The following is a 26,895-nucleotide window of genomic DNA, read 5'->3' as shown; positions in this document are numbered from 1 at the left end:
CGGAGGGCGGAACGCACCGTGCGTGGTGACCGAGTGTGAGCAAATGGCGTCACGCAGCGTCCGGAGAACGCGAAAAGGGCAGAACGAAGCCCCCGATCACGGGGGAACAACCGGGGGCTTCGTGTTTGCGGGCGGTACGCGATGACCGCTCATTGAGAACGTAAGACCTGTACGGTCCCCGGGTCAAGCGGAGTTGAGTGACTCGGGGAAGTTGCCCGGCGCGGATCTTCACGAGTTCAGCACATTGCCGACGACCCGTCACCGTCGGTGACGAACTGGTCCGGTCCAACGACCCCGGCGGGCCCCGGAAGCACCGAGTACCCCTCCGGCAACTGCCGTACCAGAAGATCCGAGAACGGCCGCGAGGGGTCCTCGGCGAAGTGCCGCCGCTCGGCCCCGACCCACCCGGACCAGAACTCCCGCTGCTCCTCCCCGTCCCGCGAGCGGCCCCGCGCCCAGGCCTCCTCGTGCGGCAGATCCATCCACAGCAGGTGCGCCAGGTGCGGGCGCAGTGCCCGTCGTCCGGCGCCCACACCCTCGACCAGGATCACGGGCGCCGGCGGCAGCACCCGTGCGGCCCCGAACCGCCGCTCCCACCAGTCGTAGGGGGCATAGCGCGCCGCCTCCCCCCGCCCGAGCGGTCCGACGACCTCGCGCAGCAGCCGTCCCTCCCAGCCGAACAGCTCCTCATGGCTCGCGACGTCGTCCAGGTGCAGCACCGGCGCGCCCCCCAGTGCCGCGGCCAACTTCCCCGTGAACGTGGACTTCCCGGATCCCGCGTGCCCGTCGACACCGATCAGCCGCACGGTCCCGCAGGACGGCGGTGCGGCACGGAGGAAGGCGGCGAGGGCGCGGATGGCGGTTCCCGGTGAGCGAGGAGGGCGACGGTGTGTTCTCGGTGGTCAGTCTAGTGACCGCTCTCCGCGCCACCGGCCCTCGCGTATTCGGCGCCGCGGGGTTCCGGCGCAGGTCATGCCAGTGGTGGAGACCAATATTGGTGGGCGTGGCGTCTGTCGAAGTGCTGGCAGGAGCCGGGTGGCGCGGCCATAGTGGGCCCAGCCACGGACCCGCCCCGACGTCGGACACCTGGGGGTCATCCACCCATGAGCAGAGCCGAACAGCCGTCCCGCAGATCCGTTCTCGCCGTCGCGGTCGCCGCGGCGGCGATGGCGGGTGGTGCGGCCCCGGTGGCCGCCGCGGCCCCGGCCGCCCCCGCCACCGGCGCCAAGGGCGCCGGAGCCGCCCCGGCCCGCCCGGTCGACTACCGCGCCTGGACCACGTACACCGACTGGCGCTCGGGCACGACCCGCGGCACGCACGCCGTCGCCGGCGCCCGGCCCGGCCTGGAGATCGAGAAGCCCGCGGGCACCACCGACTACACCGACCCGCACACCGGCACGACCGCGGCCTGGGAGTACGGCACCTGGACCAGCCCGGCGCACCGGCTGTCCGTACCGGCCACGGAGGCGGTCGCCTCCTGGAACGCGCACACCCCGGCCGGCACCTGGGTCCAGGTCGAACTGCGCGGCACGTACTCCGACGGCACGGACACCCCCTGGTACGTGATGGGCCGCTGGGCCTCCGGCGACCAGGACATCAAACGGACCTCCGTCGACGGCCAGAGCGACGGCCGCAGCACGATCCGGACGGACACCTTCTCCCTGGACGACCCGGCCTCCGGGCTGCGCCTCGCCTCCTACCGGCTGCGGCTCACCCTGCACCGCAGGCCCGGCACCCGGCTCACCCCGACCGTCCGGCGGATCGGCGCCATGGGCTCCGACGTCCCCGACCGTTTCACCGTCCCGGCCTCCACGCCCGGCCCGGCCGGGGAGCTGACCGTCCCGCGCTACTCGCAGTCGATCCACTCCGGCCAGTACCCCGAGTACGACAACGGCGGCGAGGCCTGGTGCAGCCCCACCTCCTCGCAGATGATCATCGAGTACTGGGGCGGGCGGCTCACCCCCGGGCAACTGTCCTGGGTCGACCCGTCCTACGCCGACCCGCAGGTGTGCAACGCGGCCCGGTACACCTATGACCACCAGTACGAGGGCTGCGGGAACTGGCCGTTCAACGCCGCCTACGCCGCCACGTTCAAGGACCTGCAAGGGGTGGTGACCCGGCTCGGCTCGCTCACCGACCTGGAGACGCTGATCGCGGCCGGGATCCCCGCCATAACCTCCCAGTCCTTCCTCAGCACCGAGCTGACCGGCGCCGGTTACGGCACCAACGGCCACCTCATGACCGTCATCGGCTTCACCGCCGACGGCGACGTGATCGCCAACGACCCGGCCTCACCGAGCGATGCGGCGGTACGGCGGGTGTACCGGCGCCGGGAGTTCGAGAACATCTGGCTCAGGACCAAGCGCTACAACGCCTCCGGCAAGGTGGCCTCCGGCTCCGGCGGCATCTGCTACCTGTACTTCCCGGCCCACCTCACCGGCCCCCAGCGCAAGGCGCTCGCCGCCGTGGGCGTGAGCTGACCGAAACCGCGCGCCTACGAGGGCCCCGGGCCACCGGGGCCCTCCCGGCGCTCTGCCTCCGCGCCCGGCCGGCCTGCCATACTGCGGTTGTCCGACCGCCAGTTGGAGGCCAGGGTCGAATTGAATATCAGGCAACCGCGTGAGACCGCCCTCCCGCACGCCCTCGACTCCGTTCGAGCGGAAAGGGCCCCCAGCCGGGTGCGCGGCACCGAGCGCTCCGCGGGTCGTCGCGCCGAACTCCTCGCCATCGGGCGGCGGTTGTTCGCCGACACCTCCTACGACGCCCTCTCGATGGACGACATCGCCCGGCAGGCCCATGTGGCCAAGGGGCTGATCTACTACTATTTCCGGTCCAAGCGCGGCTACTACCTGGCGATCATCGAGGACTCCGTCGCCGATCTGGTCAGCTTCGCGGCGCGCGGCCTGGACATGCCGGCCGTGGACCGGGTGCACCGCACCATAGAGGCCTATCTGCGCTACGCGGAGCACAACCAGGCCGCCTATCGCACCATCGTCAGCGGCGGCGTCGGCTTCGACACCGAGGTGCACTCGATCCGGGACGGCGTGCGCGAGGCCATCGTCGCGACCATCGCGGAGGGCGCCTACGGCCGTACCGCCATCGCCCCGGTGGCCCGTATGGGCCTGCTCGCCTGGGTGTGCAGTGTCGAGGGCGCCACCCTGGACTGGATCGGCCGGCCAGGACTCTCCCGGGACACCATGCGCGACCTGCTGGTGAAGACCCTCGGCGGCGCGTTGCGCGCCATCGAGGAGATCGACCCGACCCACCCGGCCCCCGCACCGGCCCGCCGCGACGGCTGAGAAGCGAGGGACGGGAAAAGACGGGGCGGAGGGGGACTCACCCTCCGCCCCGCGTCCAGGGCGCGGTACTAGCCGATCGCCTTGATCAGCTCGCCGCTCGCCGTGTCCCCGCTCAGTTCCCAGAGGAACGTTCCGCCGAGGCCCTGTTCGTTCTTGTACGCCATCTTGGTCGCGATGGTCTCCGGAGTGTCGTAACTCCACCATTCGCTGCCGCACTTGGCGTACGCGGTGCCGCCCGCCACGCCGGTCGCCGGGCACCTGTCCTTGAGCACCTTGTAGTCGTCGATGCCCTGTTCGTACGTGCCGTTCGCCGGGCCCGTGGCGGTGCCTCCCGGGGCGTCCTGGGTGACGCCGGTCCAGCCGCGGCCGTAGAAGCCGATGCCGAGCAGCAGCTTCGAGGCCGGGACGCCGAGGTCCTTGAGCTTGCTGATGGTCGCCGAGGTGGTGTACTCCTCCTTCGGGATGCCGGAGTACGAGGTCAGCGGCGAGTGCGGAGCCGTCGGCCCGGCCGCGTCCCAGGCGCCGAAGTAGTCGTAGGTCATGGGGTTGTACCAGTCGACCTGGGCCGCGGCGCCCGCGTAGTCGGCCGCGTCGATCTTGCCGCCGTCGCTCGCGTCCGCCGGGATCGCCGCGGTGACCAGGGCGTCGCCGCCGAACTTGGCGCGCAGCGCCGCCATCAGGTTCGTGAAGGCCTCGCGGCCGCTGGTGTCGCAGGTGTCACCGCAGGCGTTGGGGTACTCCCAGTCGATGTCGATGCCGTCGAAGACCCCCGCCCACCTGGAGTCGTTGACCAGGTCGTAGCAGGACCGGGCGAAGGCGGCCGGGTCCTTCGCGGCGTCGCCGAAGCCGCCCGACCAGCTCCAGCCGCCGAACGACCACAGCACTTTCAGGCCGGGGTGCTTCTCCTTCAGTTTCAGGAGCTGGTTGAAGTTGCCGCGCAGCGGCTGGTCCCAGGTGTCGGCGACGCCGTCCACCGACTCGTCGGCGGTGTAGGCGCGGTCGGTCGCCGCGTAGGCGTCGCCCATGGCGCACCGGCCGCCGGTGACGTTGCCGAAGGCGTAGTTGATGTGGGTGAGCTTCGCCGCGGAACCGGAGGTCTCGATGTTCCTGACGTGGTAGCCGCGGTCGTAGACGCCCCATTCGGTGAAGTAGCCGACCACTTTGGAGCCCTCGGCGGCCGACGGGGCGGCGGACCGGGTGGGGGAGGCGGTGGCCGTGCTCGCACCGGCGAGCAGTCCGGCGCCGAGGGCGACGGTACAGGCGGTGGACAGCAGCGCCCGGAGGCGGTGCGGAGTGTGCATCGGTGTCTCCTCGTGGGGGAGAGGGGATCGTGCCGATTGGCATGGACGCGGAATGCGTCGGTCCGCGGCACCCTAGGAGGACTAGACCAGTGGGTCAATGGTGCGGACCAATTTCGGACCCCGATGATTTCTTGAAGTAAGCGCTCGTTAACCGGTGACGCGATGCCCCGGATCGGGCATACTCACAGCGCACAGCCGCTGGTCAGCAGCTACCGTGACCCGGGATCGCCGACCCGGCTGGGCCCGAGAACGACCCCGGCGGAGCCGCCCCACCCAAGGCGCACATCCGCCGATGTGCCCGAAAGGGAGGAGAGCGTCGCCATGCCCGACCGCGCCCCGCAGCCGGTGGACCGGCAACTGCCCACGGAGGAGGCCCGGGATCTGATCTCGCTCGTCCGCGACATCGCGCAGCACGAGATCGCCCCGAAGGCGGCCGAGGAGGAGGACGCGGGACTCTTCCCGCGCGAGGTCTTCACCCTGCTCTCCCGCTCCGGCCTGCTCGGCCTGCCCTACGACTCCGCGTACGGCGGAGGCGACCAGCCCTACGAGGTCTACCTCCAGGTCCTGGAGGAACTGGCCGCGGCCCGCCTCACCGTCGGCCTCGGCCTGAGCGTGCACACTCTCGCCTCCTACGGGCTTGCCGCCTACGGCACCAAGAAGCAGCAGGTGGAGCATCTGCCCGCGATGCTGGGCGGCGGACTGCTCGGCGCGTACGCCCTCTCCGAGCCGGCCTCCGGCTCCGACGCCGCCTCGCTCAGCACCAAGGCGGTCCGGGACGGCGACGGCTGGGTGCTCACCGGGACCAAGTCCTGGATCACCCACGGCGGGGTCGCCGACTTCTACACGGTGATGGCCCGCACCGGAGAGCGGGGCCCGCGCGGCATCACCGCCTTCCTGGTGCCGGGCGACGCCGAGGGCCTGAGTGCCGCGGCCCCGGAGAAGAAGATGGGCCTCAAGGGCTCGCCCACCGCGCAGATCCACCTCGACGGCGTCCGGGTCGGCGACGACCGGCGCCTGGGGGAGGAGGGCCAGGGCTTCGCCATCGCACTGTCCGCACTCGACTCCGGACGGCTCGGCATCGCGGCCTGTGCCATCGGCCTCGCGCAGGCCGCGCTCGACGAGGCGGTCGGCTACGCCGCCGGACGGCAGCAGTTCGGCCGGCCGATCTCCGACTTCCAGGGCCTGCGCTTCATGCTCGCCGACATGGCGACGCAGATCGAGGCGGGCCGCGCGCTGTACCTGGCGGCGGCGCGGCTCCGGGACGCGGGCCTGCCGTTCGCGCGGCAGGCGGCCATGGCCAAGCTGTTCTGCACGGACACGGCCATGAAGGTCACCACGGACGCCGTCCAGGTGCTCGGCGGATACGGCTACACCACGGACTTCCCGACCGAGCGCTACATGCGCGAGGCCAAGGTCCTGCAGATCGTCGAGGGCACCAACCAGATCCAGCGGATGGTCATCGCCCGTCACGTAGCGGGTCCCGAGACCCGCTGAGCCGCGCGAGCGGGGCCGGCGGCGCCGCCAGGCGGACCCACTCCGGGTCGTGCCGTCCCGGCAGGGTGCGGCCCCGGTCGGCCCAGGCACGCATCAGATCGCGGTAGATCGGCGGGTTCGTGAGCTGCGGAGGCACGGGCGGAACCGATTCTGCGGGCGGCGGTGGCACGAAGACCCGCCGCCGCCGTCGTCCGGCCGCCGGATGCGTGGTGGTCATACCCGGGCAACGCGGAGTGCGGCGGACAGGTCACCGCCCGGCGGAATCGAGCGTGAGTTCACCGGCGTCCGGGCCGGCGGCCTCCGGGAAGCGGGTGGGCTGCTGAGCACCACGGCGGCCTGCGTGCCAGGGCCGTGGCGCACGGACGGACGAGGGCGCCCGGCACTGCCGGGGCGCCGCTCAGGCGGCGTACCGGCGAAGCTGCGGCACGCGCATCGGGCGGGAGCCCGGGCCGCCGACGTGCGAGAAGGGCTGTGTGCGCCAGTCGAGGCCCTGCGGGAGCGTCAGCAGCAGCGCGGTGCCCTGCTCCTGGGGACCGAAGGACTCGTCCGCGGGCCGGGCCTCGGACGCCCAGAGGCCCGTACCGGCGCAGACCGTGAGCCCGAACGGGTTCCACGGCGAGGCGCACAGCGCGTGCTCCGGAAGCACCTCCTCGTCCGCCAGCAGGGCGATGGGCTGCGCGCACTCCGGGCACATCACCCGGTACATCTCGAAGGTGTCGTAGGCGTCGGCTTCCGCGCCGTCCACATCGTCGTCGGTATCGGATTCCAGCCACTCCGGCTGGAGTTCGACGACCGACTGCCGTCGCCTGGGCACAGAACGACCAGGGCGCTTGAGACTCTGCATGGGATTCTCCCCCTAAGGCTGGGCCGTGAAGGCGCTGCGGCCTCGACCACAGCAAGCACTTCCCGTCCGCTCTCGCCGGTAATCACGAGAGCATCACGGAGGGGCTTCGGGGCGTGTGGCGTTGGTCACATGCCGTGCGCAGGTGCCCGCCGTGGTGTGTTTGTCCGCCGACGGCGCACGACCCGGGCCGCTCCACTGTCCTGGGAGATCGGGCGCCCTGTAGGTTCTTGCGCCATGGAGGAGCTGGACCGACAGATCGTGCAGCTGCTCGTCAAGGACGGGCGGATGAGCTACACCGACCTGGGCAAGGCCACCGGTCTGTCCACGTCGGCCGTGCACCAGCGGGTGCGGCGGCTGGAGCAGCGCGGCGTCATCCGCGGCTACGCCGCGGTCGTCGACGCCGAGGCCGTGGGGCTGCCCATGACCGCCTTCATCTCGGTCAAACCCTTCGACCCCAGCGCCCCCGACGACATCGCCGACCGCCTGGCCGGGGTCCCCGAGATCGAGGCCTGCCACAGCGTCGCCGGAGACGAGAACTACATCCTCAAGGTGCGTGTCTCCACCCCGCACGAGCTGGAGGAACTGCTCGCCCGCGTCCGCACGTTGGCGGGCGTCTCGACCCGCACGACGGTGGTCCTCTCCACCCCGTACGAAGCCCGCCCGCCCCGCGTCTGACGCCACCCGGCAGGCCCGCGGCGGAGCTCCGGAGCGTGCCGGGGCGACCTGCGTGCGGGCGGGTCCGGGGGAGGCGGGAGACTGGTGGCATGAGTGAGCGTGCTGCCGAGGTCCGGACCGTCCTGCTGCGCAGAGGGGAGATCCACAGTCCCGCCGACCCGTTCGCGACCGCCATGGTCGTGGAGGCCGGCCAGGTCGCCTGGGTCGGCTCGGAGGGGGCGGCGGACGCGTTCGCCGACGGCGTCGACGAGGTGGTCCACCTGGACGGCGCCCTCGTCACCCCGGCGTTCACCGACGCCCATGTGCACACCACCGCGACCGGCCTCGCCCTCACCGGTCTGGACCTGTCCGACGCCCCCTCCCTGGAGGCGGCGCTCGCCCTGGTACGGGACTTCGCCGCCGCCCGCCCGGACGACCGCGTCCTGCTCGGCCACGGATGGGACGCGGCCCGCTGGCCCGGCGGACGTCCCCCGGCGCGCGCCGAACTCGACGAGGCCACCGGCGGCCGACCGCTCTACCTCAGCCGTATCGACGTGCACTCCGCGGTCGTCACCACGGCGCTGCTCGACCTCGTACCGGAGGTCCGCGGACCCGTGGACGGGCCGCTGACCGCCGACGCCCACCACGCCGTGCGGGCCGCCGCGTTCGCCGCGGTCACCCCCGCCCAGCGCGCCACGGCGCAGCGGGCCGCGCTCGCCCGCGCCGCTTCCCTGGGCATCGGCTCGGTGCACGAGTGCGGAGGCCCGCGCATCTCCTCCGAGGACGACTTCACGGGCCTGCTGCGGCTCGCCGCCGGGGAACCGGGCCCCCGGGTCGTCGGCTACTGGGCGGAGGCGGACGTCGACAAGGCACGCGGGCTGGGCGCCCACGGTGCCGCCGGAGACCTCTTCGTGGACGGCTCCATCGGCTCGCACACCGCCTGCCTGCACGCGCCGTACACGGACGCCGCCCACACCGGCACCGCCTACCTGGACGCGGCCGCTGTCGCCGCCCATGTCGCCGCCTGCACCGAGGCGGGCCTCCAGGCGGGCTTCCACGCCATCGGCGACGCCGCCGTCACCGCGGTCGTCGACGGTGTGCGCGCCGCCGCCGAGAAGGTGGGCCCGGCCCGCGTGCGCGCCGCCCGGCACCGTGTCGAGCACGCCGAGATGCTCACCCCGGAGACCGTCGCCGCCTTCGCCGAACTCGGCCTCACCGCGTCCGTGCAGCCCGCCTTCGACGCCCTGTGGGGCGGCGAGGAGGGCATGTACGCCCAGCGTCTCGGCACCGAGCGGGCCCGGACGCTGAACCCCTTCGCGGCCCTGCTGCGCGCCGGCGTCCCCCTTGCCTTCGGCTCCGACAGCCCCGTCACACCCCTGGACCCGTGGGGCACGGTGAGGGCGGCGGCCTTCCACCGCACCCCCGAGCACCGCGTCTCCGTGCGTGCCGCGTTCACCGCGCACACCCGCGGCGGCTGGCGGGCGGTCGGACGGGACGACGCGGGCGTCCTGGTGCCCGGCGCCCCCGCCGACTACGCCGTCTGGAGCACCGGCGAACTCGTCGTCCAGGCCCCCGACGACCGGGTCGCGCGCTGGTCGACCGACCCGCGCTCGGGCACACCCGGGCTGCCCGACCTCACTCCGGGCCGTGACCTGCCCGTCTGCCTGCGGACCGTGGTGGGCGGACGGACGGTGTTCGTACGGCCGGGCGAGTGATCTCCCGTGGGCGCGCGGTGCCGCCCTGCGCCCGGCGCCCGGTCGCGCGACCTGCGCATCCTCCGCACCGGCCCGGTGGTGATGGGCGTTTGTACAGGTCAAGGCACTGGTTGACAGGCGACGGCAGCGGGCCGGTAGGTTCTGCCGGGTCCACCACCGGACGCCCGGCCGGGGAACTTCCGTACCCGCGTCACGGCGCCGCTGGGTCAGGGACGGTGTGCCGCACCGGGTCACCGTCGCTGGCAGCCAGGCTCAGCGCCCGCGTCCGCGGGGGAACGTTCCGGAGGTCGGCAAGGTGTGACCCGGGTGGGGCCCGGGCGCTCAGTAGACAACGGCTTTCGGTCGATCCGCAGCCAGCGGGTCCCAGGTCGGCCCGAAGGGCGCCGGGCCCCCATTCCGCCGCACGGGCGGAGCCATGGCACGATCGGGACGGGACGCTCTTACCCCGCTCTTGCCGAATCGACACCCCCGTACGCCTGCGATGTCACGTCCTCGCAGGCCGGGGCCACTATGGTGGTCCCCTGCGCACGGACATGAAGGGGCAGCAGTGAACGACGGCGACGGCAACCCCGCGGCCGGCTCCCGGGACGGGCGACTCGGCCCTCTCGGCACGGCCTTGGTGATCATTCCGACCTACAACGAGGCGGAGAACATCAAGACGATCGTGAGCCGGGTGCGCACCTCCGTCCCCGAGGCGCACGTCCTCGTGGCCGACGACAACAGCCCCGACGGCACGGGCAAGCTCGCGGACGAACTGGCGGCCGAGGACGGGCACGTGCACGTGCTGCACCGCAAGGGCAAGGAGGGCCTCGGCGCCGCCTACCTCGCAGGGTTCCACTGGGGCCTGGAGCGCGACTACGGCGTCCTGATCGAGATGGACGCCGACGGCTCCCACCAGCCCGAGGAACTGCCCCGGCTGCTGACCGCCCTCAGGGGCGCCGACCTGGTCCTCGGATCCCGATGGGTGCCCGGCGGGCGCGTGGTGAACTGGCCGAAGTCCCGCGAGTTCATCTCCCGCGGGGGCAGCACCTACTCGCGCCTCGCCCTCGACCTGCCCCTGCGGGACATCACCGGCGGCTACCGCGCCTTCCGCCGGGAGACGCTGGAGGGCCTGGGCCTGGACGAGGTCGCCTCGCAGGGCTACTGCTTCCAGGTCGACCTGGCCCGCCGCGCCGTGAAGGCCGGCTACCACGTCGTCGAGGTTCCCATCACCTTCGTCGAGCGCGAGCACGGCGACTCCAAGATGAGCAAGGACATCCTCGTCGAGGCGCTGTGGCGGGTCACCGCGTGGGGCGTGGGGGAGCGGGTGACCAAGATCACCGGCCGGGGCGGCAAGCCCCAGGCATAGGCTCCTTCGTCCGGATCCGGCCCGGTCCGGTCCGGGCGGGAGGCGCCGGCCCTTATCCGGCATTGAGCAGCGGCCAGGCACACTGGATGCATGACGACTGGCGCTCCGACCTCTTCGTACTCGGCCCGGCCCCGGCCTTCCGGGCCCCGCCGGTATCTGCCGCTTGCTCTCGCGGTGTGGATCGTGCTGGAGATCTGGCTGCTGACGGTGGTCGCCGGAGCGGCCGGCGGGATCACGGTCTTCGCGCTGCTGGTCGCCGGCGTCGTCCTTGGCGCGGTGGTGATCAAGCGGGCGGGCCGCCGTGCCTTCCAGAACCTGAACGAGGCACTCCAGCAGGGCGGCGCCCCCTCCGCGCGCCGCGGTGGCAACGGCCTGATGATGCTGGGCGGCCTGCTGCTGATGATCCCCGGTGTGATCTCGGACGCGGTGGGCCTGCTCCTGCTGCTTCCGCCGGTCCAGCAGGCGGTGAGCCGCTATGCCGGGCGGACCGTCGACCGCAGGCTGCGCGAGGCCGGGCCCGGCACCTTGGGCGACGCGTTCCAGCAGGCCCGCATCCACCGCCCCGACGGCAAGGTGGTCCAGGGCGAGGTGATCCGGGACGAGCCGGACGCCCCGGACGAGCAGCGCCCGCCGCTGACCCGCTGACACCCCGGAAGCCGGAAGAAGACATGGCAGCGGGCGCCGTACAGAATCGTACGGCGCCCGCTGCCATGTGCATGCGTGGCGTGCGCTGCGAATCGGCCCGGCCCCCGGCGGGGACTACGCGCTCTTGCGGCTGTCCCGGGGATGGACGGCGATGTTCATCGCGCCGGACCGCAGCACGGCGAGACGCTCCTCGAGGACCTCTTCGAGCTCCTCGCGGGTGCGCCGCTCCATCAGCATGTCCCAGTGCGTACGCGCCGGCTTCGCCTTCTTCTCCTCCGGCCCGTCGCCATCCACCAGGAGTGCCTGGGCCCCGCAGACCTTGCACTCCCACTCCGGCGGGATCTCCGCCTCGACCGAGAAGGGCATCTCGAAACGATGCCCCTTCTCGCATGCGTACTCCACGGCCTGGCGCGGGGCCAGGTCGATACCGCGGTCGGTCTCGTAGCTGGTCACCACGAGGCGCGTGCCGCGAAGAGCTCGCTCACTCATGAATCGTGCCTCCCGGGCTTGTCGCCCACAGGACAGGTGTCGCTGTCGTCGTCATCCGGTCAACGTCCGGTCGGCGGTAAAGATTCCCGTTCCGATGTCCCGTTCCGGGTCATGCGTCGCCGTCGTAGCCGCAGCCTTGTCAACCAGTGCAGTACCCACCGGCGCCCGGTTTGTCACATCTGTAAGGAGATGTCACCCAGCGTTTCGGCATCTTTGACACGCAGTAACGGTACGCCTGGCAGGCCAAACGCGTACACTACCGCCCTTTCGCCCCGAGCGCTAAATCCGCTCGGGAACCGGATTGCCCGCGTCGCCGATCGCGCGGCGCACCGGAACCCGGGCGAGCAGTACGAACCCGATCGCGAAGAACGCCACCAGCGAGAGGATCGCGTCCCGGTAGCTGCCGGTGAGCTGGTAGGTGATCCCGAACAGCAGTGGTCCCAGCCAGCTCATGCCCCGGTCGCTCATCTCGTACGCCGAGAAGTACTCGGCTTCCTTGCCGGGCGGGACCAGGTGCGAGAACAGCGACCGGGACAGCGCCTGGCTGCCGCCGAGGACCAGCCCGATTCCGGCGGCCAGCACGAAGAACCACATCGGCGCCCCGGCCGGCAGGAAGTACCCGGCCGCCAGGATCACCGTCCACGCGGCCAGCGAGCCGAGGATCGTGCGCTTGGCCCCGTACCTGTGGGCCAGCCGTCCCATGCCGAGCGCCCCCGCGATCGCCAGCACCTGCACCATCAGCACCGCCGTGATGAGCGTCGACTGGCTCAGGCCCAGCTCCCGTGAGCCGTACACCGAGGCCTGCGAGATCACCGTCTGGATGCCGTCGTTGTAGACGAGGTAGGCGAGCAGGAAGGACAGAGTGAGCGGTTTGCCCCGCATGTCCCGGACGGTGGCGGCGAGTTGGCGCCAGCCGTGGACCGGTTTCGTGGCGGGCGCGGTGCGGCGGTCGCGCAGCCGCCTCAGCGGGACGAGGGTGAAGACACCCCACCACAGACCGGCCGAGGCGAGGCAGATGCGCACGGCCGTCGACTCGGAGACACCGAAGCGGTCGTGGGCGGTGAACAGGACGAGGTTCGCCACCAGCACCAGTGAGCCGGCCGCGTAGCCGAAGGCCCAGCCGCGCGAGGAGACCGCGTCGCGCTCCTCGGGCGGGGCGATCTGCGGCAGGTAGGAGTTGTAGAGGACCATCGAGACGGCCACCGACGCGTTGGCGACGACCAGCAGCAGACCGCCCAGCAGATAGCGGTGGCCGTCCAGGAAGAACAGGCCCGCGGTGGCGCCGGCGCCCACATAGGCGGCGGCCGCGAGGAGCGGCTTCTTGCGGCCGGTGCGGTCGGCCGCCGCTCCGGCCATCGGCATCAGCACGATCGCCACGATCACGGACGCCGAGACGCAGTAGGCGAAGAACGACCCGGCCCGCACCGGGATGCCCAGCGGGTGCACGAACCCGTCCGGGTCGGCCGCCGACTCGGCGACCGCCGTGACATAGGGGCCGAGGAACACGGTGAGCACGCTCGTCGAGTAGACGGAGCACGCCCAGTCGTAGAAGTACCAGCCGCGCTGCTCGCGGCGCCGGTCGGCGGCCTCGTCGCCGGCCTGCCCTGCCCGCACGGTGTCACTGCCCACCCCGCGCCCTCGCTTCCCCGCTGCTTCCCCTGTTGCCGACGGTCCGCGAAGACGGACGGGGGCGCTCCGGGCCTCAGGCCCAGACGCCCCGCTCCTCCATGACCTTGCGCAACGTCTCGATGTGATCGGTCATGATGCCATCGACACCGAGGTCCAGGAGCCGGTGCATCTCCGCGGGTTCGTTGATCGTCCACACGTGCACGTGCAGCCCGCGCGCGTGGGCGGTGCGGACGAACCGCCGGTCGACCACCGGGACGCCGTACTGGGACACGGGCACCTGCGCGGCCACCGCGGACCGGCGCGGCACCGCCGGCAGGCCCCAGGAGCGCAGCCGCAGGGCCAGCACGCCGCGGGTGCCGTACGAGGTCGCGAGGCGCGGCCCGGCCAGCCGCCGCGCCCGGACCACGCGGGCCTCGGAGAACGAGCCGACGCAGACACGGTCCCAGGCGTTCGTCCGCTCGATCAGGTCAAGCAGGGGGCGCAGCGCGGGCTCGGCCTTGACGTCGACGTTCCAGCGGACCTCGGGGAAGGCCTCCAGGAGTTCCGCGAAGAGCGGTACCGGCTCCCGGCCCGCCACGCGTGCCCGGCACACGTCGTCCCACGGCAGGTCCGCGATGCGGCCCGCCCCGTCGGTCACCCGGTCCAGGGTCGCGTCGTGGAAGGCGACGAGCCGGCCGTCCGCCGTGGCGTGGACGTCGGTCTCCATGTAGCGGTAGCCCAGTCCGGCCGCGCGCCGGAACTGCGCCAGGGTGTTCTCCAGCCCGTCGGCCGCCCCGCCGCGGTGCGCGAACGGGATGGGTCCCGGATGGTCGAGGTAGGGGTGGCGTACGGGCGTGGTCACGGACGCAGTATGGCTCGTCAGGGTGTCCCGGCGGCAACGGCGTTGTCTCCGGCCGGCGCCGGAACGGCGAACAGCCGCAGGAAGAGCTGGGCCAGTGGCCCGATGGAGATCGCGTACAGCACCGTGCCGACGCCGATCGTGCCGCCGAGGGCGAAGCCGGTGACCACGACCGCCACCTCCACGGCCGTCCGCATCAGCCGGATCGAGCGGCCGGTGCGCTGGTGCAGCCCCGTCATCAGCCCGTCGCGGGGGCCGGCTCCGAAGCGGGCGGATATGTAGAGGCCGGTGGCCACCCCGTTGAGCACGATGCCCGCCATGAGCAGCGGAACCTGGACGACCAGGCCGCGGGCGTCGGGCAGCAGGGCGAGGGTGCCGTCCATGGCGAGGCCGACGACGAAGACGTTGGAGACCGTGCCGAGGCCGGGGCGCTGGCGCAGCGGGACCCACAGGAGCAGCACGACCGCGCCGACGACGATCGCGACCGTGCCGATCGTCAGGCCGGTCAGTTCGGACAGGCCCTGGTGCAGCACGTTCCACGGTTCCAGACCCAGGCCGGCCCGGACGAGGAGCGCGGAGCTCGCGCCGTACAGCACGAGGCCGGCGTAGAGCTGGGTCAGTCGACGCCCTAGGCGGGCCGGTGCGGACAAAGCGTCCCCCTGGTGGTGGAAGTGGCCTGGTGGATGACACTCTGTGGCGGGGGGAGATGTTCCATCCATGGCCAATTCGAGGAAGGTGGACTGGTCGTCATGGCGCAGTGGACCTCGGCGGTGGGAGCCGCGCAGCTCGCTCGGCTGCTCAAGTCCCAGCAGGAACGCCCGGCGGGACCGGGCTCACGCCGCCCGCCCGCCTACCGCGCGCTCGCCGACGGCATCCGGCTGCTGGTGCTCGAAGGACGGGTCCCGGTGGCCGCCCGGCTGCCCGCCGAGCGCGAACTCGCGCTGTCCCTCTCCGTCAGCCGCACCACGGTCGCCGCCGCGTACGAGGCCCTGCGCACCGAGGGCTTCCTGGAGTCCCGGCGCGGCGCGGGCAGCTGGACCGCCGTACCGGCCGGGAATCCGCTGCCCGCGCGAGGACTGGAACCCCTGCCGCCGGAGGCACTGGGCTCGATGATCGACCTGGGCACCGCGGCGCTGCCGGCCCCGGAGCCGTGGCTCACCCGCGCCGTGCAGGGCGCGCTGGAGGAACTTCCGCCGTACGCCCACACCCACGGCGACTATCCGGCCGGGCTGCCCGCACTGCGGTCGATGATCGCCGAGCGGTACACCGCCCGCGGGATCCCCACCATGCCCGAGCAGATCATGGTGACGACCGGCGCCATGGGCGCCATCGACGCCATCTGCCATCTCTTCGGGGGCCGCGGCGAGCGCATCGCCGTCGAGTCGCCGTCCTACGCCAACATCCTCCAGCTCATGCGGGAGGCGGGCGCCCGCCTCGTGCCCGTCGCCATGGCCGAGGGGCTCACCGGGTGGGACCTGGACCGCTGGCGCCAGGTGCTGCGGGAGGCCGCGCCCCGGATCGCCTACGTCGTCGCCGACTTCCACAACCCGACCGGCGCGCTCGCCGACGAGGAGCAGCGGCGCCGGCTCGTGGAGGCGGCGCGGTCGGCGGGGACGGTGCTCGTCGTCGACGAGACGATGAGCGAGCTGTACCTGGACCCGGGGCTCCGGATGCCGCGGCGGGTGTGCGCCTTCGACCCGGCCGGATCCACGGTGATCACCGTCGGCTCGGCCAGCAAGGCCTTCTGGGCCGGGATGCGCATCGGCTGGGTGCGGGCCGCCCCCGACGTGATCCGCAGCCTGATCGCCGCGCGGGCCTACGCCGACCTGGGCACCCCCGTGCTGGAGCAGCTGGCCGTGAACTGGCTGTTCAGCACCGGGGGTTGGGAGGAGGCCCTGGAGCTCCGGCGGGGCCAGGCCCGCGACAACCGGGACGCGCTGGTGGCGGCGGTCCGGCGCGAGCTGCCCGACTGGGAGTTCGAGGTGCCCGGCGGCGGGCTCACGCTGTGGGTGCGCACCGGCGGCCTGTCGGGCTCCCGCGTCGCCGAGGCGGGCGAGCGGGTGGGCGTCCGCGTCCCCTCCGGCCCGCGTTTCGGTGTCGACGGGGCCTTCGAGGGCTATGTCCGGCTGCCGTTCACGGTCGCGGGAGCGGTGGCGGAGGAGGCGGCCGCACGGCTCGCGGCGGCGGCCCGGCTGGTGGCGGCGGGAACGTCCGGTGGGAGCGAGTCGCCTCGCACGTTCGTCGCCTGAGCGCGCGGCTCCGCGGGGGTCGTGAGGGCCCCGGCCCTCACGAGGACTCCACGACCTCCTCCGTCACGGCCTCCGTGGGCTCCGGCACCCGCTCCCCGTCCGCCGGTGTGGTCTTCGGCGGCAGGAGATCGAGCACGGCCTGGCGATGGGCGTCGTTCGTCGCGTCGTCGTAGGGGTCGGGCGTGGCCGGCACCTGGAGCCGGTGGACCGGCTTCGTCCCCAGCCGGGCGTACCCGCGTCCCGCCGGGACGACGGGCGGCGGCGTCGTGTGCGGGGGCGCCCCCAGCACCGCCTTGAGCTGCTCCGCGGTCGCCGGCCCGAGCACGACACGCGCACGCGTGTGCTGCCGTACCGCGTCGCTCAGCGCCTCCGCGCAGTCGAACTGCTCGGCCACGACCACCGCCACGCCGACCGCGCGTCCGTGCCGCAGCGGCACCTGGAGCAGCGCCTGCGGATCCTTGCGGCCGTCCGCGGCGGCCAGGTGCGTGAACGCGGTGGGCCGGTCGAGCAGCAGCCACAGCGGCCGCTTGGTGTCCTCCGGCGGGGGATGGCCCGCCTGCCGCGCGCGGTTGACGGCGATCAGCCGGCGCTCGGTCTCGGTGGCCGCCCACTCCAGGCTCGCCAGCACCCCGGCCAGCCCGCACTCGACCGCGAGCACCCCGTCCCGTCCGGTCAGGCAGGCGAACTCGCCGGTGCCGCCGCCGTCCACGATCAGCACGTCGCCGTGCTGGAGGGCCTGGAGCGCGACGGAACGCAGCAGCGTCGAGGTGCCGCTGCCCGCCTGGCCGAGGGCCAGCAGGTGCGGCTCGGTGGAGCGCAGGCCCGTGCGCCAGACGACCGGCGGCACGTCGCGCCGCTCCTCCCCGTAGCCGAGGGGGAGCGTGCGCTGGACCTCGGTGGGGTCGGTGAAGCCGAGCACGGTCTCGCCCGGCGCCGTGACGAAGCGCTGCGCGGCGATGTCCACGGGCAGCGGGGCGAGCGCGGTGAAGGTGAGCTGGTTGCCCTCCTCGTCCCAGGAGAAGAGGTACTCGCGGCCGCGGCCGGCCTTGAGGGTGAGCAGGCGCTCGATCCGCGCGCGGGACTCGGTCTCGCCGTCGGTGAAGTACCCGGGGTACCGGATCACCAGGTGGCGCACGCGCCCCGAGTCGTCGAACTCGAAGGCGGGGAACGCCTTCTCCCAGGCACCGCCGTGCGCGTACAGCGGCGCCGGGTCCTCGGCGGCCGAGAAGTAGGGAACCAGGGCCTCGTACAGGGAGGTCAGGCGCTGGACGCGCGATTCGTCCGGGCCCTCGGTCTTCGGCGGGGTGCGGTCGCGGCCGTGCCAGGCCGCCGCCGCCATCAGCACGACGGCGGCGAGCAGCGGGCCGTACGGCATCAGCGCCACGACCAGGAACAGCGACACCACGAGGAACATCAGGGGGCCGCGCCGGTCCTTCGGCGTGTCCGACCACTTGCGCCGTCCGGCCGAGGCCAGCCGGCGCAGACCACGCGTGATGGTGATCAGCGGGTGGAGGACGTCGGTGGCGCTGTCCGCCGCCGTCCGTGCCAGTTCCCGGCTCCGGGTGAGCTGCGCGCTGCCTGTGCTCAGAATGCGGGGGAGGGGGCGCCGGGTCACTGCTGCCTCCTGGAGATGCGTACGGGAGGGACGGACGTCGTCAGAACCTCATGCCGCCCAGAAGGCTCGCCAGACTCTCGCCGCCGGCCTTGATGCTCGGGGCGATGGCCGTGCTCGAGAGGTAGAAGCCGAACATGGCGGACACGCACGCGTGCGACGGCTTCAGTCCGTCCTTGCGGAAGAAGACGACAGTGACGATGCCGAACAGGATCACGCCTGAGACGGAGAGGATCATGGGAGGTCTCCTGGTGTCGAGTGGGGACTGTCACCCTAGGTTCTTCCAGCATCACAGCATGTATCCATATGACAAAAGGTGCAAATGGGTGAATTTCGTTCGATTTCCTTCGGGTGGCGGAGTCCCCTGGGGTGCCTGAGCGGCACTGTGACGTCCGACCGCGTCCGTGGAGATCATTACCTCGGGCACCCCCGGTCATGTGGCGCACAAGCCAGTACGCTGGCGATTCACCCGTACGGCCGACCTGCGCGGACCGCCGTACGCTTGCTCCCCGCAGTACCGAACGTTCGCAGTGAGAGGCGGTCCGGCCGATGAGTGAAGCCCCCGACCCCGAGGTCGTGGAGCTGGCGACCAAGATCTTCGATCTGGCCCGGCAGGGGCGGACCGAGGCCCTCGTGGCGTACGTCGACGCGGGCGTCCCGGCCGACCTCACCAACGACCGCGGCGACTCCCTGGTGATGCTCGCCGCCTACCACGGCCACGCGTCCGCCGTCCGCGCGCTGCTGGCCAGGGGCGCCGACGCCGACCGCGTCAACGACCGGGGCCAGACCCCGCTCGCCGGAGCGGTCTTCAAGGGCGAGCAGGAAGTGATCGAGGCCCTCCTGGAGGGCGGCGCGGACCCGTCCGCCGGCACCCCCTCGGCCGTCGACACGGCCCGGATGTTCGGCAGGGCGGAGCTGCTGGAGATGTTCGGCGAGAGCTGATCCCCGGGCCGCGAGCGGTTCGCTCCGGCCCTTCTGACCAGGAACGACACGAACAACGGGGGAGGCGGTACGGGGCCGCCCGAAATTTCGGTCGCGGCAGCGCGGGCGCCGGGTCATCATGACGTCGTGGTTCACGGACGCGATGGCTGGGCAGGTGTTGCCGCACCGCGCGGGCCGTGATCCGGCCCGCCTGGGCCACCGACGAGAGGCAGAGGAAGATGGTCTACAGCAAGCAGCGGACGGCGGGCGCCCCGACGTGTTGTCGCGCGGCCAGGTAGTGCGAGATCCCCGGTTGCGTCGACGCTTGATGTGAGGCTGTTTCCCATGTTCGATCCGGTCATAGCGCCCAGCGGTACGCTGCTCGGCCTGCTTCAGCGGGGCCGCGGCGACGGCACGCTGCACGCGCTCACCGCCCCCCGCGCCGAGGCGCTGGCGGCGCTGAACCACTGCGTGCTGAGCGACCCCCGCCACGACTGGCAGGTGGAGAACCGCTCCCTCTACTACGCCCGGCTCTTCCTCGACCTCGACGGCGAACTGGACCGGATCGAGGAGCACCTCCTCGACCCCGAGGACGCCCTCGACACCGACGAGTCACGCACCGGACTCGCCCTCGCCGTGCTCGGGCACCTCGCCTCCTACGGCAGGCGGGACGCGCTCGCCCTGCTGCGCCGGTACGCCGCCACGGGCGCCAACTGGGCCTGGGCCCTGGACGAACTGGCGCTCAGGGACGACGACGCGGGGCTGCGCGCCCTCGCCGCGCCGGTTCTTGCGCGCTTCTCCACCGACGCCGAGGGCGAGGCCGAGCTGGCCGCCGCGGTGCGCGACGCCTTCGAGCCCCGGCCGTGGCGGCTGTGGGCCGACGACCCGCGCGAGTCGGTCGCCACACGCGTGCGTGCCGCGCACGAGACAGGCTCCTTCGACCTCTGGCAGCGCCAGATGCGCCCCACCGGACCCCGGCCCGGGTGGAGCGTGCAGGCGGTGTTCGACTGGGCCCAGCAGGGCGCTGAACGCGGCGCGGCCCGCCATGTTCCGGCCGCCCGCTGTCTCACCGCAGTCGCGGGCCCCGAGGACCGGCCCGAGATCCTGCGCGCCGCCCGGGCGGGCACCGACGCGGCCCGCTGCACCGCGCTGCGCTACCTCGCCGACGGCGACGACCCCGAGGCCCTGGACCTCGTCGAGTCCGCGGTGTCCGACGGCTCGGCCACCGTGGTGGAGGCCGCCGTCGACGCCTTCGAACGCATGCGCGGCGCCGCCGCCGTCGACCGGGCACGCGGCTGGGCCCGCCGCCCCGACCCGCTCGGCGCCGCCGCCGGACGTGTGCTCGCCTGCCGCGGCACGGTCCGGGACCGCGACCTCGTCCTCGCCGCCCTCCGCGAGGCGGTCCGGGGCGAAGGCCCCGACGCTCCCACCCTGTGGACCCTGGTCGACGGCGCCGGACGGCTCGGCATCACCTGCGCCGCGCCCGTGCTGCGCCACATCTACCGCGAGACCGCCTCCTCCCATCTGCGCGGTCGCGCCGCCCGCGCCCTCGCCGCCACCGACCCCTCCTTCCCCGCCGGATTCGCCGTCGAATGCCTGTGGGACTGCGAGGAGACCACCCGCGAGATCGCCGCCCGGCACGCCGAGACCGGCGACACGCGCGTCGTCGAGCGACTGCGCAGACTCGCCGCCGACCCGGCCGAGGAGGACGAGGTCCAGACCGCCGTACGCAGCCGGATCGGACCGGACGCGCCCGCCGTGTGAACCCCCGGTGACCCGGGGGCCAGGAGCGCGTGGCCGGGGGCGGTCCGACCGGGCCCCACAGCCCAACGCTCATGGGACGTTCCACGCCAGGAAAGATCCACGTTGACGCGGGCACGTCCAGCACGGCGACAACACGGGTATGCGTGTCGTCATCGTGACCGAATCCTTTCCCCCCGATGTGAACGGCGTGGCCCACTGCGCGCTCCAGACCGCCCGGCACCTCGTCGATCGCGGTCACGCCCCCCTCGTCGTGGCTCCCGCCACCGCCGCCTCGATGGGGCCCGACGCCCCCGCGCCGTGCCCCGTCGTCCGCGTCCCCTCCCTCCCGCTCCCGGGCTACCCCCAGGTCCGCGTCGCCCTGCCCAGCCGGCGCGTCGCGGCGGCGATCACCGAGCACCGCGCCGACCTCGTCCACCTGGCCGGCCCCTTCGTCCTCGGCGTCCGCGGCATGGCCGCCGCCACCCGGCTCGGCATCCCCGCCGTCGCCGTCTACCAGACCGACCTCGCCGGCTACGCCCGCACCTACATGGGCGCAGGAGAGGCCGCGGCCTGGCGGCGCATCCGCTCCGTCCACGCGGCCGCCGACCTCACGCTCGCCCCCTCCAGCGCCGCCCTCAAGGACCTGGAGGCGCACGGCGTGCCCCGGGTCAGGCTGTGGGGCCGCGGAGTGGACACCGTCCGCTTCCGCCCCGAGCACCGCGACGAGGCACTGCGCCGTGAACTCGCCCCGAACGGTGAGCTGATCGTCGGCTACGTCGGCCGGCTCGCCCCCGAGAAGCAGGTCGAACTGCTCGCCGGGGCAAGCCGGATGAACGGCGTCCGGGTCGTCGTCGTGGGCGACGGGCCCAGCCGGCCCCAGCTCACCGAGGCCCTGCCCGGCGCCGTCTTCCTGGGCCGCCGCACCGGCGACGACCTCGCGCGGGTCTTCGCCTCGCTGGACGTCTTCGTGCACACCGGGCCCTTCGAGACGTTCTGCCAGACCGTGCAGGAGGCCATGGCCTCCGGGGTGCCCGTCGTCGCACCCGCCGCGGGCGGCCCGCTCGACCTGGTCGACCACGGCCGCACCGGGTTCCTGGTCCCGCCGCGCGACGCGGCCGCCGTCCGCGACGCCGTGTGGGCGCTGGCCGCCGACCCGGCGCTGCGGGCGTCGTTCGCCGCGGCCGGCCGCACCGCGGTCGAGGGGCGCACCTGGGCGGCGATCGGCGACCAGCTCATCGACCACTACGAGGACGTGCTCGCCGCGCGGCGGACGGCGGTGGCGGCATGACCACCACGCCGCTCACCCTCGTACGGCTCGCGAACTTCGTCGCCCCCGCCTCCGGCGGACTGCGCACCGCCCTGCGTGAACTCGGCAAGGGCTACAAGGCGGCCGGCCACGAACCGGTGCTCGTCATTCCCGGCGACCGCCACACCGACGAGGAGACCGACCAGGGCCGGGTGATCACCCTGCCCGGGCCGTTGCTGCCCGGCACCGGCGGCTACCGCGTCCTCACCGACAAGCGGCGGGTCGCCTCCCTCCTGGAGGAACTCGCACCGGACCGCCTCGAGGTGTCCGACCGCACGACGCTGCGGTGGACCGGCAAGTGGGCCAGGCGCGCCCGGGTCCCGGCCGTGATGGTCTCCCACGAGACCGCCGACGGCGTACTGCGCACCTGGGGCGTGCCGCAGGCCCTGTCCCTGCGGGCAGCCGACGCCCTCAACCTCCGCACCGCGCACACCTACGCGCGCGTGGTGTGCACCACCGAGTTCGCCGAGCGAGAGTTCGTGCGCGTCGGCGCGCGCAACGTCGTACGCGCGCCCCTGGGCGTCGACCTGGTGGAGCGGCACCCCGCGCTGCGGGACGCGGCACAGCGCGCCCGGCACGCGCGCGACGACGAGGCGCTGCTGGTGATGTGCTCCCGGCTGTCCGTGGAGAAGCGGCCCGGCAACGCCCTGGACGCGCTGGAGGCGCTGCTGCGGCGCGGACGGCGGGCGGTGCTGGTGGTGGCCGGGGACGGTCCGCTGCGGGCGCGACTGGAGCAGCGGGCCCGTGAGCGGGCGCTGCCGGTCACGTTCCTCGGGCACGTCCGCGACCGCGGCGGGCTCGCCGCGCTCCAGGCCTCCGCCGACGTGTGCCTGGCGCCCGGCCCGGCCGAGACCTTCGGGCTCGCCGCGCTGGAGGCGATGGCCTGCGGCACCCCCGTGGTGGCCAGCGCCTCCTCCGCGCTGCCGGAGGTGATCGGCTCGGCCGGCGACAGCGCGGCGGACCACGGCGAGGCGTTCGCCGACGCCGTGGAGGGCCTGCTGGCCCGCCCGGAGCGGGAGCGGCGCGAGGCCGCACGCGCGCGTGCGGAGTGCTTCGGTTGGACGGCCTCCGTGGACGCGTTCCTCGCCGCGCACGACGTCCCGGCACCGGTACGGCGCCCGCAGACGGAGGGCGTGGCATGAGACCGGTGCGCTTCGTCGCCCTCGGGGACTCGCTGACCGAGGGCGTCGGAGATCCCACGGGCGACGGATGGCGCGGCTGGGCGGCCCTGCTCGCCGGCGGCCTCGCCGAGAGGCCCGCGGCCGTGGAGTTCACCAACCTCGCGGTCAGCGGGGCGCAGACCCGCGACGTGCTGGAGCGGCAGACCCCGGCCGGGCTCGACCTGGACCCGGACGTCGTGTCGGTCGTCGTCGGCGTCAACGACACACTGCGCCGCACCTTCGACATCCACGCCGTGGCCGCCCGCCTCGACCAGGTCTACGCGGCCTTCACGCACCGGCGCGCGGTCCTCCTGACGGCCTGTCTGCCCGACCCCGGGGCCATGCTCGGCCTGCCCGGCGCGCTGGCCCGTCCGCTGGCCCGGCGGCAGCGGGCGGTCAACACGGTGGTGCACGCCCTGTCGGAGCGGTACGGGGCCGTGCACCTGCACGCCGAGGCGGGCCAGTGGCTGACCGACCGCGCGATGTGGAGCGCGGACCGGCTGCACCCGGGGGAGCGCGGGCACCGCCAACTCGCCGTGCGCTTCCACGCTTTGCTCGCGGAGGCGGGCGTGGCGAGCGGACCCGCCCCCTCGCCCGAGCCGGAGTTCCCCGCGCCCACCAGGTCGGCGAGCCTGTGGTGGCTGGCCACGGCGGGCACCGGCTGGGTGGCCCGCCGCTGCACCGACCTGCTGCCCCAGCTCCTCACCCTGGCCGCCGACGAACTCCGCCACCGGGCCCGCGGCACCAGCACCCGCCTCGACCTGCGGTCGTCGGCATCGGTGTCGGCGGCACTGGCCGCACTGTCGGCACCGGAGGGGCCGGAGCCGGAAGTGGCGTGAGCCGGGCCCCACTGGGCTGAGCCCGGCTCGGCCCGAGCCCGAAGTGGCCGCGCCGCGGGGACGAGCCGGTCTCCTCGGTGGACGCCGAACTTCTCGGTGGACGCCGAACCGCCCTCGCCCGCCTCGTCGCGCGTGACCCGGCACGGCCGACGGCGGCCGACGGGCCGTGCACCAGCCGCGACTCCTCCGGGCCCGCCCGAGGGCGGGCGCGAAGACGCACGGCGCCGGCCTGGTCCGCGCCGTTTGGGTCCTTGTCGGACCAAGGACCTAATCTGTGCACCGTGACTTCGCCTGCATCGACGGACAGTGTTCCGCCCCAGCTCAGCGCGGGGCCGCGCCCCGCCCAGGGGCCGGCCGCCGACGAGGGGCTGGCGCGGCGGCTGCGCGCGCTCGCCTGCACCGCGCCGCTGCACGACCTGGACGCCCGCAAGGCCAATCTCGCCGGCGAGTACTCGGGGTACGGCATGGCGGAGGTCGCGCTCGCCGCCATCGACCTCGTCACCCTCAACATGGACTTCGACACCGGCGCCGACCACGACCAGGTCGTCGCCCGGCTCCTCCCGCGCGTCGCCGCACAGGCCCCGCGGCGCCCGGCCGGCGAGCACGAGCGCGTGGCCCGCTGGGTCCTGGAGAACCTGATCAACGTCGGCAGCGTCGACCGCGGCTTCCGCGCGGTGTACGGCACCTTCGGCACGGATGGCACATATGTCCGCCGGGACTACGACTTCAAGCTGATCGAGGAGGTCCCTGGACCCGGCGGCACCGTCTACCTGCGCACGACGGACGAGGCGGTCAACGTCCTCGTCGGCGCCCTCGACACCGACGTCACCAGCGCCCAGATCGCCGCCGAGGTCAAGCTGGAGGTGCTGATCAGCCGCGGCCGCCTCGCGGACGCCCAGCTCGCCGCCGAACAGGCCCGCTACCGGACTGTGCAGTACTCGGAGACCCTGCGCAGGGCCCTGGAGGCGACCCGGCGCAACGTCCGGGCGGTGGACTGGCTCGGCGCCGTCCCCGACATGATCGCCGAGGCCCTTGACCACGTCGCCGACCGCTACCGCCACGAGAACGCGATCCTGACCAACATCCGCAGGGCGCGCGACGAGTCCGAGGAACCCGAGCACAAGCGGCGCGCCGCCGAGCTGGTGGACATCGTCAAGGACTGCATCCGCAGACACACCCAGCTGCAGTCCCGGCTCCTCGAGGCCGGCCCCCTGTTCCGCGCCGAGCAGGACCGGCAGGCCTTCGCCACCCCCCTGACCACCTCGGGCACCGACCTCTACGGCCATCTGCTCGCGCCCACCCTCCCGCTGCCGCTCGAGCAGGCCATCCGGGTCACGGACGCCTTCTTCGCGCGCGGGACGGGGCTGCGCACTCCTGTGTCCGTCCGCGTCACCGACCTCGTGGACATCCTGCTGACGCCGCCCGTCGAGCGGGAGCACCTCGGCGCCGAGATGCCCGAGCCCGACCTGATCGCCACCCCGGACGACAGCCGGTTCAGCGAGGAGCAGCTCGCGGCCGCCATGGAACTCCTCGACCTGCCGGCCGACGCCCCGCGACGGCTGTCGGGCCTGCTCGCCGAGGCCCGCGACCAGGACCCCGACCTGCCGTACCTGGTCGCCCTGCTGGCCGTCCACGCGGCCAGCCCCCCGGTCGGCACCGCCTACCGGCAGGGCGAGGAGAAGCTGCTGTTCGCCGTGGACGACGGGACCGCACTGGACGATCAGGAGTTCGGCGGCGCCGACCTCATCGTCGGCACGGCACTGCTGGACGCGGCGGGCATGGCGGCCGACCGGACGGAGGCGGCGTGAGCCCCGCCGGCAACCCCACGCACGAGCGACACCGCAGCAAGGAGCCCCAACCGTGACCGAGCACGTCGACCGGAGTGAGCCGGAAGCCGCAGGCGCGCCCACGGCGGTCGCCGTCACACCCGCCGACGCCGCCGACGCGGCCCGGCTCGTCGCCTTCGGGCTCCAGCCCAAGCTGCAGCCCGCCCGGGACCAGGAGTACGCGGATCTGCTGCGCCGCCACCGCGAGGACCCGGCGTTCGCGCGGCTCGCGGACGCCGTGGCCGCCGGACTCGGGCTGGTCGTGCTCGAGGTGTCCCCGCGCGCCGGGATGGCGGTCACCGCCGCCGAGGACTCGGTGTTCGCCGTCCGCATGAGCGACTACGCGCGCCGCACGGCCGCCGACTCCGCCGACCGCTTCCTGCACGGACTGGCCCACCTCGCGGTCGCCGCCCTGGCGTTCCCGCGCCCCGAGGACCTCGCCGACGACGGCTACATCGGGCGCGTCACCGTCAACGGCGTCGACGCCTTCGTCCGCCAGGCCTGCCGCCGACTTGAGGAACGCGCCGAGCAGCGCGGCGAGAACACCGACCCGGCCACCGACGCGCCAGGGCTTGAGGCCGCCTGGCGGATCTGGGCGAGACGCAGTGCCACCGGCGCCACCAAGGACGCGCGCCGCCCGGCCGCCTCGACCACGGGCATCGTCGCCAAGGCCCTGGCGTTCCTGACCGACTCCGGGTTCCTCCAGCGCACCGGCGACGAGAGCGGCGGCACGTACCGCACGACGGCCCGCTACCAGCTCCAGGTGCGCGACATGGCGGGCAGCGCCGCCCTGGCCGAACTCCTCGAACTGGGCGTCGTCCCGGTCACCGGCGGCACCCCGAGCCTGCTGCCCGCCGAGGACACCGACGACCTGGACCTGGTGGCCGACGCGGGGCTGCCGTTCCACTCCTGAGGCCCGAGACCTCTCAGCCTCCCCGCCCTTCCTACGCACGAAGCCCGCCACCCCCAACTGCAAGAAGACT

General features: G+C 73.5%; 24 protein-coding genes. 15 read left to right on the top strand and 9 right to left on the bottom strand.

Annotation, left to right across the window (positions count from 1 at the left end):
- Window positions 1-236: 236 nt before the first annotated feature.
- Window positions 237-857 carry a hypothetical protein gene (locus tag ACIP4X_RS14700; RefSeq protein WP_358735900.1) on the bottom strand — a complete coding sequence of 207 codons (621 nt, stop codon included), beginning with the start codon at window positions 855-857 and terminating at the stop codon, window positions 237-239.
- 246 nt (window positions 858-1,103) lie between these two features.
- On the opposite strand from ACIP4X_RS14700, the gene ACIP4X_RS14695 reads away from it, so the two are divergent.
- The gene (locus ACIP4X_RS14695) at window positions 1,104-2,480 is read left to right on the top strand and encodes a peptidase C39 family protein (RefSeq protein WP_401348594.1); all 1,377 of its coding nucleotides are present in this window, start codon (window positions 1,104-1,106) and stop codon (window positions 2,478-2,480) included.
- 198 nt (window positions 2,481-2,678) lie between these two features.
- The gene (locus ACIP4X_RS14690; protein ID WP_358735842.1) at window positions 2,679-3,299 is read left to right on the top strand and encodes a TetR/AcrR family transcriptional regulator; all 621 of its coding nucleotides are present in this window, start codon (window positions 2,679-2,681) and stop codon (window positions 3,297-3,299) included.
- 68 nt (window positions 3,300-3,367) lie between these two features.
- Here the strand turns inward: ACIP4X_RS14690 and ACIP4X_RS14685 are convergent, their stop codons facing one another.
- Window positions 3,368-4,600 (bottom strand): glycoside hydrolase family 18 protein, encoded by a 1,233-nt coding sequence (locus ACIP4X_RS14685; RefSeq protein ID WP_358735843.1) that lies wholly within the window; start codon window positions 4,598-4,600, stop codon window positions 3,368-3,370.
- Between the two features lie 321 nt (window positions 4,601-4,921).
- On the opposite strand from ACIP4X_RS14685, the gene ACIP4X_RS14680 reads away from it, so the two are divergent.
- Window positions 4,922-6,094: an acyl-CoA dehydrogenase family protein gene (locus ACIP4X_RS14680; RefSeq protein WP_358735845.1), complete on the top strand. Its 1,173-nt coding sequence runs from the start codon at window positions 4,922-4,924 to the stop codon at window positions 6,092-6,094.
- Window positions 6,095-6,491: 397 nt separating this feature from the next.
- Here the strand turns inward: ACIP4X_RS14680 and ACIP4X_RS14675 are convergent, their stop codons facing one another.
- Window positions 6,492-6,938 (bottom strand): hypothetical protein, encoded by a 447-nt coding sequence (locus ACIP4X_RS14675; RefSeq protein WP_358735848.1) that lies wholly within the window; start codon window positions 6,936-6,938, stop codon window positions 6,492-6,494.
- A 234-nt stretch (window positions 6,939-7,172) separates the two neighbouring features.
- On the opposite strand from ACIP4X_RS14675, the gene ACIP4X_RS14670 reads away from it, so the two are divergent.
- The 4 genes from ACIP4X_RS14670 (at window position 7,173) to fxsA (ending at window position 11,300) form a co-directional block, all read left to right on the top strand.
- A complete protein-coding gene (locus ACIP4X_RS14670) occupies window positions 7,173-7,613 on the top strand; it encodes an Lrp/AsnC family transcriptional regulator (RefSeq protein WP_100567930.1) in 441 nt (146 codons plus the stop codon).
- A gap of 89 nt (window positions 7,614-7,702) precedes the next feature.
- On the top strand, window positions 7,703-9,307 hold the full coding sequence (locus ACIP4X_RS14665) for an amidohydrolase (RefSeq protein WP_401348589.1): 1,605 nt from the start codon (window positions 7,703-7,705) through the stop codon (window positions 9,305-9,307).
- A 547-nt stretch (window positions 9,308-9,854) separates the two neighbouring features.
- The gene (locus ACIP4X_RS14660; protein WP_358735852.1) at window positions 9,855-10,655 is read left to right on the top strand and encodes a polyprenol monophosphomannose synthase; all 801 of its coding nucleotides are present in this window, start codon (window positions 9,855-9,857) and stop codon (window positions 10,653-10,655) included.
- A 90-nt stretch (window positions 10,656-10,745) separates the two neighbouring features.
- Window positions 10,746-11,300, top strand: a complete 555-nt coding sequence (gene fxsA / locus ACIP4X_RS14655; RefSeq protein WP_358735854.1) for an FxsA family membrane protein — start codon at window positions 10,746-10,748, stop codon at window positions 11,298-11,300.
- A gap of 114 nt (window positions 11,301-11,414) precedes the next feature.
- Here the strand turns inward: fxsA and ACIP4X_RS14650 are convergent, their stop codons facing one another.
- The 4 genes from ACIP4X_RS14650 to ACIP4X_RS14635 all read right to left on the bottom strand — a co-directional run bounded on the left by ACIP4X_RS14650 (window position 11,415) and on the right by ACIP4X_RS14635 (window position 14,906).
- Window positions 11,415-11,789 carry an RNA polymerase-binding protein RbpA gene (locus tag ACIP4X_RS14650; RefSeq protein ID WP_003977404.1) on the bottom strand — a complete coding sequence of 125 codons (375 nt, stop codon included), beginning with the start codon at window positions 11,787-11,789 and terminating at the stop codon, window positions 11,415-11,417.
- A gap of 279 nt (window positions 11,790-12,068) precedes the next feature.
- A complete protein-coding gene (locus tag ACIP4X_RS14645; RefSeq protein ID WP_401348586.1) occupies window positions 12,069-13,418 on the bottom strand; it encodes an MFS transporter in 1,350 nt (449 codons plus the stop codon).
- A gap of 73 nt (window positions 13,419-13,491) precedes the next feature.
- Window positions 13,492-14,259 (bottom strand): glycerophosphodiester phosphodiesterase, encoded by a 768-nt coding sequence (locus ACIP4X_RS14640; RefSeq protein ID WP_401348583.1) that lies wholly within the window; start codon window positions 14,257-14,259, stop codon window positions 13,492-13,494.
- A 17-nt stretch (window positions 14,260-14,276) separates the two neighbouring features.
- Window positions 14,277-14,906, bottom strand: coding sequence for a hypothetical protein (locus tag ACIP4X_RS14635; protein ID WP_358735860.1), 630 nt, complete (start codon window positions 14,904-14,906; stop codon window positions 14,277-14,279).
- 99 nt (window positions 14,907-15,005) lie between these two features.
- Between ACIP4X_RS14635 and ACIP4X_RS14630 the strand changes: the two genes are divergently transcribed.
- Window positions 15,006-16,505 (top strand): PLP-dependent aminotransferase family protein, encoded by a 1,500-nt coding sequence (locus tag ACIP4X_RS14630; RefSeq protein WP_358735861.1) that lies wholly within the window; start codon window positions 15,006-15,008, stop codon window positions 16,503-16,505.
- A 37-nt stretch (window positions 16,506-16,542) separates the two neighbouring features.
- Here ACIP4X_RS14630 and ACIP4X_RS14625 read toward each other — a convergent pair whose 3' ends face one another.
- A complete protein-coding gene (locus ACIP4X_RS14625) occupies window positions 16,543-18,120 on the bottom strand; it encodes a hypothetical protein (protein WP_391456590.1) in 1,578 nt (525 codons plus the stop codon).
- 40 nt (window positions 18,121-18,160) lie between these two features.
- Entirely contained in the window at window positions 18,161-18,355 is a 195-nt protein-coding gene (locus ACIP4X_RS14620) for a hypothetical protein (RefSeq protein WP_100567939.1), read from the bottom strand.
- A 311-nt stretch (window positions 18,356-18,666) separates the two neighbouring features.
- On the opposite strand from ACIP4X_RS14620, the gene ACIP4X_RS14615 reads away from it, so the two are divergent.
- From ACIP4X_RS14615 to ACIP4X_RS14585, 7 genes are all read left to right on the top strand, one after another.
- Entirely contained in the window at window positions 18,667-19,059 is a 393-nt protein-coding gene (locus tag ACIP4X_RS14615) for an ankyrin repeat domain-containing protein (RefSeq protein ID WP_401348578.1), read from the top strand.
- Window positions 19,060-19,383: 324 nt separating this feature from the next.
- On the top strand, window positions 19,384-20,802 hold the full coding sequence (locus ACIP4X_RS14610) for a HEAT repeat domain-containing protein (protein ID WP_391456592.1): 1,419 nt from the start codon (window positions 19,384-19,386) through the stop codon (window positions 20,800-20,802).
- Between the two features lie 139 nt (window positions 20,803-20,941).
- On the top strand, window positions 20,942-22,069 hold the full coding sequence (locus tag ACIP4X_RS14605; protein WP_358735869.1) for a glycosyltransferase family 1 protein: 1,128 nt from the start codon (window positions 20,942-20,944) through the stop codon (window positions 22,067-22,069).
- On the top strand, window positions 22,066-23,229 hold the full coding sequence (locus ACIP4X_RS14600) for a glycosyltransferase (RefSeq protein ID WP_358735871.1): 1,164 nt from the start codon (window positions 22,066-22,068) through the stop codon (window positions 23,227-23,229). Before ACIP4X_RS14605 ends, ACIP4X_RS14600 begins: the two co-directional genes overlap by 4 nt.
- Entirely contained in the window at window positions 23,226-24,086 is an 861-nt protein-coding gene (locus ACIP4X_RS14595; RefSeq protein WP_391456597.1) for a GDSL-type esterase/lipase family protein, read from the top strand. Before ACIP4X_RS14600 ends, ACIP4X_RS14595 begins: the two co-directional genes overlap by 4 nt.
- A gap of 281 nt (window positions 24,087-24,367) precedes the next feature.
- The gene (locus ACIP4X_RS14590; RefSeq protein WP_401348573.1) at window positions 24,368-25,894 is read left to right on the top strand and encodes a hypothetical protein; all 1,527 of its coding nucleotides are present in this window, start codon (window positions 24,368-24,370) and stop codon (window positions 25,892-25,894) included.
- A gap of 52 nt (window positions 25,895-25,946) precedes the next feature.
- Window positions 25,947-26,825 carry a hypothetical protein gene (locus ACIP4X_RS14585; protein WP_358735876.1) on the top strand — a complete coding sequence of 293 codons (879 nt, stop codon included), beginning with the start codon at window positions 25,947-25,949 and terminating at the stop codon, window positions 26,823-26,825.
- Window positions 26,826-26,895: the final 70 nt, after the last annotated feature.

This window comes from Streptomyces sp. NPDC088817 (assembly GCF_044750345.1).
In the GTDB taxonomy this organism is placed as follows: domain Bacteria; phylum Actinomycetota; class Actinomycetes; order Streptomycetales; family Streptomycetaceae; genus Streptomyces.
This window is presented reverse-complemented; position numbering and strand designations above follow the sequence as displayed.

What these genes read in the sequence shown, in the direction of transcription:
- ACIP4X_RS14695 (WP_401348594.1), top strand. Translation starts at nt 1,104, where the DNA reads ATGAGCAGAGCCGAACAGCCGTCCCGCAGATCCGTTCTCGCCGTCGCG.
- ACIP4X_RS14685 (WP_358735843.1), bottom strand. Translation starts at nt 4,600, where the DNA reads ATGCACACTCCGCACCGCCTCCGGGCGCTGCTGTCCACCGCCTGTACC.
- ACIP4X_RS14680 (WP_358735845.1), top strand. Translation starts at nt 4,922, where the DNA reads ATGCCCGACCGCGCCCCGCAGCCGGTGGACCGGCAACTGCCCACGGAG.
- ACIP4X_RS14675 (WP_358735848.1), bottom strand. Translation starts at nt 6,938, where the DNA reads ATGCAGAGTCTCAAGCGCCCTGGTCGTTCTGTGCCCAGGCGACGGCAG.
- ACIP4X_RS14670 (WP_100567930.1), top strand. Translation starts at nt 7,173, where the DNA reads ATGGAGGAGCTGGACCGACAGATCGTGCAGCTGCTCGTCAAGGACGGG.
- ACIP4X_RS14665 (WP_401348589.1), top strand. Translation starts at nt 7,703, where the DNA reads ATGAGTGAGCGTGCTGCCGAGGTCCGGACCGTCCTGCTGCGCAGAGGG.
- fxsA (WP_358735854.1), top strand. Translation starts at nt 10,746, where the DNA reads ATGACGACTGGCGCTCCGACCTCTTCGTACTCGGCCCGGCCCCGGCCT.
- ACIP4X_RS14650 (WP_003977404.1), bottom strand. Translation starts at nt 11,789, where the DNA reads ATGAGTGAGCGAGCTCTTCGCGGCACGCGCCTCGTGGTGACCAGCTAC.
- ACIP4X_RS14630 (WP_358735861.1), top strand. Translation starts at nt 15,006, where the DNA reads ATGGCGCAGTGGACCTCGGCGGTGGGAGCCGCGCAGCTCGCTCGGCTG.
- ACIP4X_RS14620 (WP_100567939.1), bottom strand. Translation starts at nt 18,355, where the DNA reads ATGATCCTCTCCGTCTCAGGCGTGATCCTGTTCGGCATCGTCACTGTC.
- ACIP4X_RS14615 (WP_401348578.1), top strand. Translation starts at nt 18,667, where the DNA reads ATGAGTGAAGCCCCCGACCCCGAGGTCGTGGAGCTGGCGACCAAGATC.
- ACIP4X_RS14610 (WP_391456592.1), top strand. Translation starts at nt 19,384, where the DNA reads ATGTTCGATCCGGTCATAGCGCCCAGCGGTACGCTGCTCGGCCTGCTT.
- ACIP4X_RS14605 (WP_358735869.1), top strand. Translation starts at nt 20,942, where the DNA reads ATGCGTGTCGTCATCGTGACCGAATCCTTTCCCCCCGATGTGAACGGC.
- ACIP4X_RS14600 (WP_358735871.1), top strand. Translation starts at nt 22,066, where the DNA reads ATGACCACCACGCCGCTCACCCTCGTACGGCTCGCGAACTTCGTCGCC.
- ACIP4X_RS14595 (WP_391456597.1), top strand. Translation starts at nt 23,226, where the DNA reads ATGAGACCGGTGCGCTTCGTCGCCCTCGGGGACTCGCTGACCGAGGGC.